This window comes from Novosphingobium album (ex Hu et al. 2023), from assembly GCF_022832385.1.
GTDB classification, from domain to species: domain Bacteria; phylum Pseudomonadota; class Alphaproteobacteria; order Sphingomonadales; family Sphingomonadaceae; genus Novosphingobium; species Novosphingobium album.
Genome location: NZ_JALHLE010000047.1, coordinates 1 through 13251 on the forward strand (window position 1 = coordinate 1; position 13251 = coordinate 13251).

The 13251-nt window shown below is 63.0% G+C and carries 11 protein-coding genes; 10 read left to right on the top strand and 1 reads right to left on the bottom strand.

Features of this window, described 5'->3' with window-relative positions; genetic code table 11:
• Nucleotides 1–312, top strand: a 312-nt coding sequence (locus MTR64_RS20250; RefSeq protein ID WP_243996358.1) for a hypothetical protein, incomplete at its 5' end; no start/stop codon positions are given.
• Nucleotides 313–756: 444 nt separating this feature from the next.
• Here MTR64_RS20250 and MTR64_RS20255 read toward each other — a convergent pair.
• On the bottom strand, nucleotides 757–1188 hold the full coding sequence (locus MTR64_RS20255) for a TonB-dependent receptor domain-containing protein (RefSeq protein ID WP_243996359.1): 432 nt from the start codon (nucleotides 1186–1188) through the stop codon (nucleotides 757–759).
• A 166-nt stretch (nucleotides 1189–1354) separates the two neighbouring features.
• Between MTR64_RS20255 and MTR64_RS20260 the strand changes: the two genes are divergently transcribed.
• The 9 genes from MTR64_RS20260 to MTR64_RS20300 all read left to right on the top strand — a co-directional run bounded on the left by MTR64_RS20260 (nucleotide 1355) and on the right by MTR64_RS20300 (nucleotide 13251).
• Nucleotides 1355–3517 carry a TonB-dependent siderophore receptor gene (locus tag MTR64_RS20260; protein ID WP_243996360.1) on the top strand — a complete coding sequence of 721 codons (2163 nt, stop codon included), beginning with the start codon at nucleotides 1355–1357 and terminating at the stop codon, nucleotides 3515–3517.
• Between the two features lie 197 nt (nucleotides 3518–3714).
• The gene (locus tag MTR64_RS20265; RefSeq protein WP_243996361.1) at nucleotides 3715–4644 is read left to right on the top strand and encodes a 2-hydroxyacid dehydrogenase; all 930 of its coding nucleotides are present in this window, start codon (nucleotides 3715–3717) and stop codon (nucleotides 4642–4644) included.
• 156 nt (nucleotides 4645–4800) lie between these two features.
• Nucleotides 4801–5487, top strand: a complete 687-nt coding sequence (locus MTR64_RS20270) for a haloacid dehalogenase type II (protein ID WP_243996362.1) — start codon at nucleotides 4801–4803, stop codon at nucleotides 5485–5487.
• Nucleotides 5488–5606: 119 nt separating this feature from the next.
• Nucleotides 5607–7154, top strand: coding sequence for an ABC transporter substrate-binding protein (locus MTR64_RS20275; protein ID WP_243996363.1), 1548 nt, complete (start codon nucleotides 5607–5609; stop codon nucleotides 7152–7154).
• Nucleotides 7154–8134 (top strand): ABC transporter permease, encoded by a 981-nt coding sequence (locus MTR64_RS20280; RefSeq protein WP_243996364.1) that lies wholly within the window; start codon nucleotides 7154–7156, stop codon nucleotides 8132–8134. The genes MTR64_RS20275 and MTR64_RS20280 overlap by 1 nt, the downstream gene beginning before the upstream one ends.
• Nucleotides 8131–8955 (top strand): ABC transporter permease, encoded by an 825-nt coding sequence (locus tag MTR64_RS20285; protein ID WP_243996365.1) that lies wholly within the window; start codon nucleotides 8131–8133, stop codon nucleotides 8953–8955. The genes MTR64_RS20280 and MTR64_RS20285 overlap by 4 nt, the downstream gene beginning before the upstream one ends.
• Nucleotides 8952–10790: an ABC transporter ATP-binding protein gene (locus MTR64_RS20290; protein WP_243996366.1), complete on the top strand. Its 1839-nt coding sequence runs from the start codon at nucleotides 8952–8954 to the stop codon at nucleotides 10788–10790. The genes MTR64_RS20285 and MTR64_RS20290 overlap by 4 nt, the downstream gene beginning before the upstream one ends.
• A gap of 185 nt (nucleotides 10791–10975) precedes the next feature.
• Nucleotides 10976–11791 (top strand): GNAT family N-acetyltransferase, encoded by an 816-nt coding sequence (locus MTR64_RS20295; RefSeq protein WP_243996367.1) that lies wholly within the window; start codon nucleotides 10976–10978, stop codon nucleotides 11789–11791.
• Nucleotides 11791–13251 (top strand): NAD-dependent succinate-semialdehyde dehydrogenase, encoded by a 1461-nt coding sequence (locus MTR64_RS20300; protein ID WP_243996368.1) that lies wholly within the window; start codon nucleotides 11791–11793, stop codon nucleotides 13249–13251. The genes MTR64_RS20295 and MTR64_RS20300 overlap by 1 nt, the downstream gene beginning before the upstream one ends.

The window sequence follows — 13251 nt, forward strand, 5'->3', positions numbered from 1 at the left end:
CCGAGCACCTCACCGGCCACGCAATACGATGTCCAAGATCGCCACGAACCGAACGATTCCTGCGCCAAGAAACTGCCCAAAAGGCTCACCAAAACCGGCGTGATAGCAAAGCCGTACTACGGGCACCTGCGACAGAGAAAAGGCCCGAAATCGCCCATACTTTGGGCTGCAAAACGCTCTCTCTCGGTTGCGGAATTCGCGCCGCAATTCGCAGTTTTCTGCGGAATTTCACTCCATCAAGGAGTGATCGGGCAGGTCGCGAAGACTGCGTGGCGGAGAGGGTGGGAATTTTACAATCACATAAGCATTTGAACAACAATACGAAAAATATTCTTCCTTTCGCCAGCCCCACGCTCGGTCCCACACAAATTCCGGACGTTCACGGTCAAGCCCCGGCGTTTCCGTACAAGGGCCTTTCGGCGACTTTGTGTCACTTCCGCTTCATAATTTAACCGACCTAAAGTCGTTCCCATAAATTATTGTCTACTGAGAATTTGCGACGGTCGGGTTCGGAGCACCACAACGTTGGTTTCCGTACACCGCGCAGCAGTAATCGTGCCGTCCGCAGTCGCCAACCAAACCGACATTTCCAACTTCGGATTTGCGCCCCGCTCACCCAGAAGGTAGCCGGTAGCACCGCCCAAGCCTGAGGCACCACCCATGACGATAGCAGTCTTGTTCGCAAGAGAGGTCATGGGTTCCCCTTCGGATTTGGAGCTTTCGAGACGTTTTCCACCGGTCAGTACAATGGTGAAATCAGGCGGCCGCGAGACTACGCCATTGTGCGCCGCATAGGCTTCGTAAGCGGCTTTGAGCGCGGCGAAGCGCGGTGAATTCGAGCTCCGCGCCGCGATCGCGGGCGCTGACAGCGTTTTCGACGGCAGTGCCGGTGAACGGAAGGTTGGGAATGGGCTGGATGACTTCTTCTTGCTTATTGCTGAAGTCATTTTCGAACGCCGCACCGTTGGTGCGCAGCTCGCAGTCGAAGAGTTCAGCCTTGAAGCCGGCCTCATAGGCATTGAGCGTTTCGGGCTCGTACGGACCGATCAGCGCCGGATCGGCTGTCGATGCGACGCGCGCTTCCTGCTCTTCCACTTCAGTGCCCAGAGTTTGACCCACATGTTGCATCACAGCATACCGATTCGGTTTCGACGGCAGATTGAACGGACAGTGCCTCGAATTCGTCATAATCAACTGGCCGGGGCAATCGTTTCAATCAAAGATGTTCCGGACCCGCCTTATTCTCGAAAACGCCTCCTAAGAGGCCGCACAGACGCCGGGCAAACAAACATGCATGGCCACGTGACGCATAAGAATTCGCAGGACCGTGGAACTTCAAGAATGAGGGGTAACCATGACTAACCGGAATTCCGCACTGTGTGCAGCATTGCTGGCCGGAACCGCAATGCTCGCGCTTCCAGCAGTCGCCCATGCCGAAGATGCAGCCAGTGAAACCGTAGAAACTTCCGGCGACATTACCGTCGTTGGAAAACGAGAAGCTTACCGCGGCGACGTTCCGCTCCAGGAAATTCCCCAGAGCGTTCAGGTCATCGACGGCAAGGTCCTCAAGGAACTGAACATCACGACGCTGGATGCGGCGCTTGAATTGTCGAGCAGCGTCGCGCGCCAGAACAGCTTTGGCGGTCTTTGGGACTCTTATGCCATCCGCGGCTTCGCGGGCGATGAGAACTATCCCAGCGGCTATCTGGTCAACGGCTTCAACGGCGGCCGTGGCTATGGCGGCCCGCGCGATGCCTCGAACATCGAGCGCATCGAGATTCTCAAGGGGCCGAACGGTGCGGTCTTTGGCCGCGGCGAGCCGGGCGGCACCGTCAGCATCATCACCAAGAAGGCGAAGGTCGGAGAGACATTCGGTTCGTTCGGGGTGTCAGGCGGCAGCTACAACACCTACCGCGTCGAAGGTGACTACAACCTTTCGATCACCGATACGCTGGCCGTGCGCGTCAACGGCGCGTTCCAGGAAGCCGACAGCTTCCGCGACACGGTAAACACCAGCAAGAAGGTCGCCACCCCGTCGGTCCTGTTCCAGCCCGACAACAAGACGAGCCTGAGCTACGAACTCGAATACGTCGATCAGAAGATCCCGTTCGATCGCGGCATTGCCGTGCTGGACGGCGATTTCGACACGATGGACAAGTCGACGTTCCTGGGTAACCCGCTCGATGGCCCGATCCACGTGAAGGTTCTTGGACACCAGTTTGAAGCCAAGCGTGAAATCTTCTCCAACTGGGTGCTTCTGGCTGGCTTCGGCTATCGTGAAACCAGCTTCGAGGGGTATTCATCGGAACCCGAACTGGCCGCCAGCCGGCAGATTCTCGACGAGACCGGTAACTATGTCTCGCGTCAACGCCGCTACCGCGACAATTCCATCGACAGCATGGTGTTCCGTTCCGAGATTTCGGGCTCGTTCTACACGGGTCCCTTCGAGCACCACGTGCTCATTGGCGCGGATCGCGACATCCTGAAGATCCGCCTCCATCAGTACCGCTACCGTCCGCCCAGCGGGTACACTGCCGGCTCGGCCATCACCTCGGATCTCTATGCGATCAACATCGACGATCCAGTCTACGTGACGCCGCCCGCAACGACGTCGCTGGTGACGGACACCTATGAAAAGCAGAAGGCCTGGGGTATCTATTTCCAGGACCAGATCGACATCACCAGCAAGCTGAAGGTGCGCGCGGGCGGCCGTTACGACGACTTCCGCCAGTCGATCTACAATTACGCTACCGCCGCCTATCTGGAGCCCAACCACTACACCAAGTTCAGCCCGACCTTCGGCGGCCTCTACGAGATCACCGATACGCTGAGCGCATTCGTGGGCTATGGCCGCGGCTTCCGTCCCAACGGCGGCACCAACGCCGAACTGGAACCCTTCAAGCCGGAATTGAGCAAGTCGATCGAGGCCGGCCTGCGCTTCGAACTGGCGGAACCGCAGATCTCGGCAACGCTGGCCGCATTCCGGATGTCCAAGGACAACATCCTGACCGCCGATCTGGCCAACCCGAACTTCTCGGTAGCCGCCGGTTCTGCCCGTTCCAAGGGTATCGAGTTCGACGCCACGGCAACCCTGCCGGCTGACATCAACCTGATCGTCAGCTATTCGTACACCGATGCTTACTGGACGACCGACGCTGTCGATCCCTCGTTCGGGTTGAATATCTCCGCGGGTGATCCGCTGATCAACATCCCCAAGCATCAGGCTTCGGCCTATGCCAGCAAGACGTTCGACCTGGGGAGTGCCGGCAAGTTCTCCTTCGGCGCCGGGGTGAACTATTCCAGCAAGCGTCTGGGCGAAACCGGTGTGGATTTCTACCTGCCCGGCTACACTCTGGTGCGCGCGGTAGCGAGCTATTCGCCCACCGAATCGACCAGGATTTCGCTGGATGCGCGTAACCTGTTCAACGAGACCTGGTATGCGTCTTCCTACCATCACTACTGGGTGATGCCGGGCACGCCGCGCACGGTCACGCTGAAGGGCGAATTCTTCTTCTAAGAAGAAAACGGCCCGGAAATTGGCTGCCGTCTCCCTTCACCAAGGGGAGGCGGCAGCAATCCTGTTCCCAATAGCACTACCCTCACCTTTTCCACGCACGGCCCCGGCCGGCCAGCGGCTATCCCAGCATTTGGCTTTAGCCTGCCGCTGCTGCTAGAAACGGGTGCAGCGCCCGAAAGCGGGAGCGGATCGAGACAATGAACACCATTCTCCACCATGGCGACGAGGCGCGCGGGCGGTACTGGCGCGAGGTCTTTGCCCGGGAAATGCCCGGTGTGGATTTTCTCTGCCATCCCGATGGCGGCGACTGGTCGCAGGTGCGCTTTCTCGTTGCCTGGACCCTCACGCCCGAAGTGATCGCGGCTCTGCCAGCGCTCGAAGTTATTTTCAGCATTGGCGCAGGCGTCGATCAACTCGATCTGTCGATTGTCCCGCCCCATGTCCGCGTCGTGCGGATGATCGAGCCGGGCATTACCACGACCATGGCGCAGTACATCGTCATGGCCACACTCGCCCTGCACCGTGACCTTCCCTTTTATGTGGCCGAGCAGCGCCACGGCCGCTGGTCACCGCGCGATGTCCGGCTCTGCTCCGAACGCACCGTCGGTTTTCTCGGACTGGGCGAACTCGCGCGCGCCTCCATCAAGGCCCTTGGTCCGCTCGGCTTTCGCCTGACGGGCTGGAGCCGCAGCACCAAGGCGATTGCGGGCGTTGAAACTTACGCTGGCCAGGAGGGGCTTTCAGGCTTTCTCGCCAGCACCGATATCCTCGTCTGCCTGCTGCCGCTCACCGATGCGACACGCGGCATTTTGTGCCGCGATCTGTTCGAGAGATTGCCGCGCGGCGCAGCGATCGTAAATGCCGCGCGGGGCGGCCACCTCGTCGATGGCGATCTGACGGCGGCCCTCGACGAGGGCCTGCTTTCCGCGGCATTTCTGGACGTGGCAAGCACGGAGCCGCTTGCCGAAGGCCACCCGTTCTACAGCAATCCAAGGATTTTCCTCACGCCCCATATCTCTGGCGTGACCCGGCCCGAAACCGCCGTGCACGCGCTTATAACCAATCTACGCTGCGTTCTGGCAAACGACCCGGTAGCTGGCGAAGTCGATCGCGCACGGGGATACTGAGGCGCAGCATGGTATGCTGAATCCGCCCGCACAAAACCGCCGCCACCGTCACTCGCAGTCAACAATCGGACACATGTAGCGAGGCACCAGTGGCCATATACCCATCGAGAAGCGCAAGGAGCAGGATGCCCGCGCCATGAGGACGAAGTGATAGAAATGACAAGCACTCTCTACACACCTCCCTTCCGCCCGAAGTACATCAGCTTTGACTGCTACGGCACCTTGATCAATTTCCGCATGGCGGACGTCTCGCGCGCGTTTTTCGCGGACCGCATCCCCGCCGAGCGGATGGACGAAATGGTCAAGCTGTTCTCCATGTACCGTTTCGATGAAATCCTGGGGGACTGGAAGCCCTACCGCGACGTGCTGCACGGTGCGATCCGCCGGACGTCGGCAGCGATGGGCGTCGAATTCCGCGAGGCCGACGTTGATACGACTTACGCAGCCGTGCCGACCTGGGGCCCTCACGCCGACGTGCCCGGCGGCCTTTCCAAGATCGGCGGAAAGATCCCGCTCGTCATCCTCTCCAATGCCATGAACGAGCAGATCCAATCGAACGTCGATCAGCTCGGCGCGCCGTTCCACCGCGTGTACACGGCTGAAAGCGCAGGTGCCTACAAGCCCCGGATGCGCGCCTTCGAGTTTATGTTCGACATGCTCGGCTGCGGACCGGAGGACATGATGCACGTCTCTTCCAGCTTCCGGTACGACCAGAATACAGCAACGGACCTCGGCTTCGGCTGCCGCGTCTTCGTCGGACGCGGCCATGAACCGTCCAATGCCTTCTACCGCGACGTCGAGATCCCGCATATCGGCTGCCTTCCGGCGGTTGTCGGCCTCTGACCGGGACTCCCGTTCATGCCCCCCTTCATCCGCCGCGCCGGCACATGGTCCCAGCCCTCGCGTCCCTCACGCGTTGACGGCGCGGCGGATGTCTCTCTTTCCGGCCTGACGTCCCCGCGATGACGGAAGGCGCGCCCCTCAACCGCCGTTCCCTGCTCGGTGCCGGTATTGCCGGTGCCGGGCTGCTGGCCCTTCCGGGCTGCGGCCCCAGCAGGTCCGGAGGGCGCCCGCTCCACGGCGGCATGATCCGCGTCGCCACCCAGATTACGTCGACCAGCGACACCCTGGACCCCGCCAAGGGCGCCATGGCGACGGACTACATGCGCCATTTCATGCTCTACAACGGGCTGACCTGCATCGACGACGACACCATGTCGCCCAAGCTGTCGCTCGCGAAGGAACTGGCCAGCGCGGACCGCGTCACCTGGCATGTCGATCTGCGGCGCGGAATTCGCTTCCACGACGGGGCGGAACTGACCAGCGCGGACGTCGTCTATTCGCTGATGCGGCACAAGGACCCTGCGGTCGCCTCGAAAATCGGCACGATCGCAAAACAATTGGCCGAAGTGACCACGGACGGCCGCTACGGCGTGGTCATTCGCCTTGTCGCCGCCAATGCCGACCTTCCGACGATCCTGGCCCAGTCGCACTTCCTGATCATCAAGGCCGGGCAGGAAAAGCCTGACGGCACCGGCACCGGTCCGTTCCGCCTCGTCGAATTCTCGCCCGGCGTGCGCACCATCTTCGATAAGAACCGCGAGTACTGGGTCCCGGGGCGTCCTTACCTGGAGCGGGTCGAGCTGTTCGCGATTCCCGACGAGGTCAGCCGCGTCAACGCGCTCCTTTCCGGTGACGTGCACGCCATCAATGCCTTGAGCCCGCACTCTACCCGCCGGGTCGAGAGCAATCGCGATTGCGCGGTGGTGGTGACGCCATCGGCGCTCTACACCGACCTCATCATGCGGCAGGACGCCCTGCCCACCGGCAACCCTGACTTTGTTCAGGCGGTCAAGCATCTGCTCGACCGGCAGTTGATCAACCGCGCGCTTTACCGCAATTTCGGCACCATCGCGAACGACCAGCCGATTGCCCCGTTCCAGCCCTACTACAACCCCAACGTGCCCCAGACGCACTTCGATCTCGACAAGGCGCGCTGGCACGTGAAGCGGGCCGGGCTGCAGGGCGTGCGATTGCCGATCTACGCATCGACGGCGGCGAACGGCTCGGTCGACATGGCCTCCATCCTGCAGGAACACGGTGCCGGCGTGGGATTGAATTTCGCGGTCAACCGCGTGCCGGCGGACGGGTACTGGTCGACGCACTGGATGCGCCACCCGATGACTTTCGGCGCCTGCAATCCGCGCCCGACGGCGGATCTGATCTTCAGCCTGTTTTACGATTCCAAGGCCACGATGAACGAGAGCGGCTGGAAGAACGACCGCTTCGACCGGCTGCTGATCGAAGCGCGCGGCGCGACAGACGAAGCCCTGCGAACGGAAATCTACGGCGAGATGCAGCAGATCGTCCATGACAAGTGCCCCGTTGCGATCCCGGTCTTCATCAGCCTGATCGACGCCTACGACCGCCGCATCAAAGGCGTCCGGCCGGTGCCCCTGGGCGGCTTCATGGGCTACCGCTTCGCTGAATACGTGTGGTGGGAGGACTGATGGCCGCCGCCGTTTCCCGGCGCTCGCCGCTGGCGAGCCTGCTGCCGCTGATCGCCAAGCGCGCCGCTTCGGCCGTGCTGACGCTGTTCCTCGTGTCCATGGTCGTGTTCGCCATCAGCGCGCTGCTCCCCGGCGACGCCGCGCAGGAATCCCTCGGGCAGAGCGCAACGCCCGAACAGATCGCTGCCCTGCGCCATGAGATGGGGCTCGATCGCCCCGGCTACGTGCGCTACGCCGAGTGGCTCACCGACATGCTCAGCGGCGACCCTGGCCAGTCCTACGTCGCCAACCAGCCGGTCGCGGACATTATCTCGCAGCGGCTGCCCAACACCCTGATGCTGGCATCGGTCACCGCGGTCCTCTCCGTCTTCGCGGCCCTGGCTATCGGCATCAGCAGCGCGATCAACCGCGGCAGCAGGCTGGACCGGGCTCTCAACATCGTGACGCTTTCGCTCGTGGCGATTCCCGAATTTCTGGTCGCGACGCTGGGCGTGCTGGTATTTTCGGTCAAGCTGCTGCTCCTGCCCTCGATCGCCCTGGTCTCGGAAGATGCAACCTGGAGTGAAACGCTGCGCTCGATGGCGCTGCCGGTCTTCTCGCTCGGCTGCATCGTCGTCGCCCAGATGGCGCGCATGATCCGTGCCGCCGTCGCTGACCAGCTGGACCGCTCCTACGTGGAAATGGCAAGGCTGAAGGGCGTGCCGTTCTCGTGCATCATCACGTTTCACGTGATGCCCAATGCTCTTGGCCCGATCATCAACGCCGTCGCGCTGTCGCTCTCCTATCTCATGGGCGGCGCGCTGATTGTCGAGACGATCTTCAATTTCCCCGGTCTCGCCAGCCTCATGGTGAATGCCGTCACCAGCCGCGACATTCCCCTGCTGCAGTCCTGCGCGATGATCTTCTGCGCGACGTACCTGGTGCTGATGCTGGTGGCCGATGTCGTGGCGATCCTTGCAAATCCGAGGCTGCGCGCATGATGAAACCGATCTTTCGCACGGTCCGGGCCTTGCCCCTGTCTGGGCGCATCGGGCTGGGTCTTGTCCTGTTCTGGATCGCGATCGCGGCGCTTGCTCCGCTCATCGCGCCCTATGGTGTCGGCACTTTCGTCGACGAGGAAGTCTTTAGCCCTGCGTCCGCCAGGCTCTGGCTCGGCAGCGACTATCTGGGCCGGGACGTTCTGACCCGCATCATCTGGGGATCGCGCAACACGGTTTTCCTCGCGCTAGGGGCGGCACTCATGGCGGTTGCGATCGGCACTTCGGTCGCCATGCTCGCCGCCATTCGCGGGGGCTGGACCGACCAGATCCTGTGCCGGGCCATGGACACGCTGATTTCCATCCCCTCGAAAATCTTCGCGCTGGTCATGGTCGCCGCCTTCGGATCGTCCATGACCTTGCTGCTGGCCATCGCCGCCTTCACTTACACACCCGGCAACTTCCGCATTTCGCGAGCCCTCGCGATGAACCTAGTGGCACTGGATTTCGTGCAGGTTGCGCGGGCACGCGGCGAGCGGTCGTTTCACATCGCCCTGCGCGAAATGCTGCCCAACATGATCCATCCGCTGCTGGCTGACCTGGGGCTGCGCTTTGTTTTCGTTGTGCTGCTCCTGTCGGGGCTCTCCTTTCTCGGGCTCGGCGTCCAGCCACCCCATGCGGACCTCGGTTCGCTTGTCCGCGAAAACATCTCGGGTCTCTCCAGCGGCGCGCTCGCGATCGTTGCCCCCGCCGTTGCCATTGCAACGCTGACCGTTGGCGCAAACCTGCTGATCGACGCCATCAAGCCCGGAGCAAAGACATGAGCCCCGCCGCCAAAGCCGCCTCGGTCGATGTGCGCGGATTGTCGGTCCACGCCGTTCGCGCGGATGGCAGCAGCAAGGCCATCGTCGAGGATATCTCGTTCTCGCTGCCGCCGGGCGAAGTGCTGGCGCTGATCGGCGAATCCGGTTCGGGCAAGACCACCATTGCTCTTGCGATGATGGGCTTTTCCCGGTTCGGCGGGACGATTTCGGCCGAGGAAATTCGCGTCGGCGACATGCGGATCGACCAGATGGACGAACACGCGCTCACCGGCGTGCGCGGCCATCGCATCGCCTACATCGCGCAGAGCGCCGCTGCCGCGTTCAATCCCTCACGCCCGATCATGGCGCAGGTCATCGAACCGCTGCTGGTGCACGGGCAATGCAGCCGCAAGGCCGCCGAGGCAAAGGCCATCACCCTTTTTCGCGCGCTGGCCCTGCCGGAGCCTGAGACCATCGGCAGCCGCTATCCGCATCAGGTATCCGGCGGCCAGTTGCAGCGCCTCATGGCCGCGATGGCCCTGATCAGCGACCCGGAACTGGTCATCCTCGACGAGCCGACCACCGCGCTGGACGTGACCACGCAAGTCGAGGTGCTGCGCACGTTCAAGTCCGTCATCGCCCAAAGCGGCGCGACCGCCATCTACGTCAGCCACGATCTTGCCGTGGTCGCCCAGGTCGCCGACCGCATTGTCGTGCTCAAGGACGGGCGGATGTGCGAAGATGGCCGGGCCGGACAGATTCTGGAGGCCCCTGCCAACGGCTACACCCGCGCACTGCTGAGTGCGGCCAGGCCTGCTGCGCGTCCGGCTTCGCAGACCGCAGCAGAAAATGTCCTGACCGTCAGCGGCATCCATGCGGGCTATGGCCGCGTCACGGACGGGGTGCCGGCGATACCCGTCCTGACGAACATCGATTTCACCCTGAAACGCGGCGCGACACTGGGCGTCATCGGCGAATCCGGGTCGGGCAAGTCGACGCTGGCCCGTGTCATCGCCGGATTGCTTCCCGCCGCGCGCGGCGAAGTCAGGCTGGAGGGTGAACGCATCGCGCCGCGGATGGAAGACCGTAGCCGCGAGCAGCTTCGCCGGATCCAGCTGGTATTCCAGAACGCCGATACCGCGCTCAATCCGGCGCAGACGGTCGGCCAGATTCTGGCCCGCCCACTGGCGTTCTATCACGGCATAAAAGGTGCGCAGGCCCATGCCCGCGTAGCCGAATTGCTGGACATGATCCGCCTGCCCGCCTCGATCATGGACAGGCGCAGCAACGAATTGTCGGGCGGGCAGAAACAACGCGTCAACCTTGCGCGGGCGTTCGCCGCGCAGCCTGACGTGCTGCTGTGCGACGAAGTGACATCCGCGCTCGATACCGTCGTTGGCGCAGCGATCCTGGATCTCATCGACGAGCTTCGCCGGGAACTGGGCATCACGACTGTGTTCATCAGCCACGACATAACCACCGTGAGGGCATTCTGCGATCAGATGCTGGTGCTCTACGCCGGGACCCCGGTGGAACTGTCGACGCGTGAGACATTCGCAGGCGCCGTGCGCCATCCCTATACGCGCCTGCTGGTGGACTCGGTACCGGAAATGGACCCCGAATGGCTTGCGCAGCGCGCCGCTGCCGAGCGGCCCGCGCTTGCGGTTTCACCGTCCTCCGGCCCCCGGAGCCAGCCGCTGTGCCGGTTCCTGGCCCGCTGCCCCGTGGCGGTCGCAGGCACATGCGATGTCCTGCCGCCCCCCGTACAGGAGACTGCCGGGCAACGCCTGATGTGCCATCACACCACCGCGCAGCTTGCAGCCCCAGCCCCGCTTTCCGAACCAGTTGCGCCATGACGGCGATAGCAGACCGGAGCCGCGCAATATTCTTCTGTATTTGGATAAAAACCGGCACCCTATGACAGGATACTGAGCATACGAGAGCCGTAAATGAGGCGGACTCGGCCGTTGATACGGCCACCCGACGGACTGGAGATATCTAAATGGCGCTGGCGCTCAGAGCCTCGAATACTTTGCGGAACATGACTCTGGCAGACCTTCCGCGGGCGGTAGAGCTCTCGACCGAACAGTCTTGGCCGCATCGCCACGAAGACTGGGACCTGTTCTTTGAAATGGGTGAAGGGATCGTCGCCGAATGCGATGGCCAGGTGATCGGCACGGTCATGGCCTGGCGCTACGGCAGCGAATATGCCTCGATCGGCATGATGATCGTGACCCCGGAAAAGCAGCGCGAGGGCATTGGCCGGCAGCTGCTGGAAGCGATGATGGCCCGCCTCGAAGGCGTCAACATTCTCGTCCACGCAACCGCCGAATCCCTGCCGCTTTACACCCGGCTGGGCTTCAATCCGATCGCCGAAGTGCGCCAGCATCAGGGCCTGGCCCCGACGATGCCGCTGGCCGCGCTGCGGCCGGGCGAGCGCGTCAGACCAATGGGCGCGACGGATGTGGAACTCTCTAAGCTCTACAGTCAGGCTTCAGGCATGGACCGCGAGGCCGTTTTCGAGCGCGTGGCCCGGGAAAGCCAGTCGATCGTCCTGTCCCGCGAGCACGAACCTGTAGGCGTGGCCCTCATGCGCCGGTTTGGACGCGGGCGCGTTCTGGCGCCGATCGTCGCGCCGGACCTTGGCGGCGCGCAGGCTCTGGCCACGCACTGGCTCGGCGCCAAGGCGGGCAAGTTCTGCCGTGCCGATGCGGTCGCAGGCACCGGATTCCCGGAATGGCTGGAGGACATCGGACTGCAGTGCACGGGCACGGTCACGCTCATGGTCCACGGCAAGGCGCCGCCCGTTTGCGAAACAGCCCGGCTGTTCGCGGTAGCTTCACAGGCCTTTGGATGATGATGATCGAACTTCGTGACCCCACTCTGCTGCATCAGGCAGCACTGATCGACGGCACCTGGCTGCCCGCGTCCGCGCTCGACGGGATCGCAGTGCTGAACCCGGCAGATGACAGCCCGATTGGCTACGTTCCCGATTGCGGCGCTGGCGAGACGCGCGAGGCCATAGCGGCCAGCATGGCCGCCTGGCCGGAATGGCGTTCGCGCACCGCCAACGAGCGCTGCGCGATTGTCGAGCGCTGGTATCATCTGGTCATCGAGAACATCGCGGACCTTGCCCGCATCATGACGGCCGAACAGGGCAAGCCGCTTGCCGAAGCGGAAGGCGAAATCCGTTATGCCGCCAGCTTCATCAAGTGGTTCGCCGAGGAAGGCCGCCGCGTCGGTGCCCGCAACGTGTCCTCGCCCGAACGCGATCGCAGGGTCATTGTCCTGACCGAACCCGTCGGCCCCAGCGCAGTTATCACGCCGTGGAACTTCCCGGCAGCGATGATTACGCGCAAATGCGCCCCGGCACTGGCAGCGGGATGCCCGGTCATCATCAAACCGAGCGAGTTCACGCCGTTCACCGCACTGGCGCTTGCCGACCTCGCGCTACGCGCCGGTATTCCGTCCGGGTTGATCCACGTCGTCACGGGTATGCCCGCACCCATCGGTGAAGCCTTCGCGGCAAGCCCGGACGTGCGCAAACTCTCCTTCACCGGCTCCACCCGCGTTGGCAGCCTGCTGATGGCGCAATGCGCCCGCACCATCAAACGGCTGAGCCTGGAACTGGGCGGCAATGCGCCGCTGATCGTGTTCGAGGACGCTGATCTCGACCTTGCCGTGCGCGCAGCCATGGTCAGCAAGTTCCGCAATTCCGGTCAGACCTGCGTGTGCGCCAACCGCATCCTCGTTCATGACCGTGTGTACGATGAGTTCGCAGGCAAACTCGCCGCGGCGGTCTCCGCCCTGCATTGCGCGCCCGGCCTTGAACGGGGAGCCACGGTAGGCCCGCTGATCAATGCCGCCGCCGTGGAAAAAGTGCGCGCCCATGTCGATGATGCCCTCGGCAAGGGTGGAACGATCCTCGCCTCGGGCGGCGGCCGCGATGACGGCAGTTTCGTCCGCCCGGTCGTCATTGCACAGGCCAGCACCCAGATGCGTCTGGCCGAGGAAGAGACGTTCGGCCCGGTCGCACCGCTGTTCCGTTTCGGCAGCGAAGCCGAGGCCGTGGCCATGGCCAACGACACCCCATATGGCCTCGCCAGCTATTTCTACACACGCGACTTGTCGCGCGCCTTCCGCGTCGCCGAAGCGCTGGAAGCGGGAATGGTGGCGCTGAACACCGGCTCCGTGGCGATGGAAATGGCGCCCTTCGGCGGCATCAAACAATCGGGACTGGGCCGCGAAGGCGGCACCCAGGGCATCGAAGAATATCTTGAAACCAAGGCCTTCCACATCGGCGGCCTGGAGATCTGA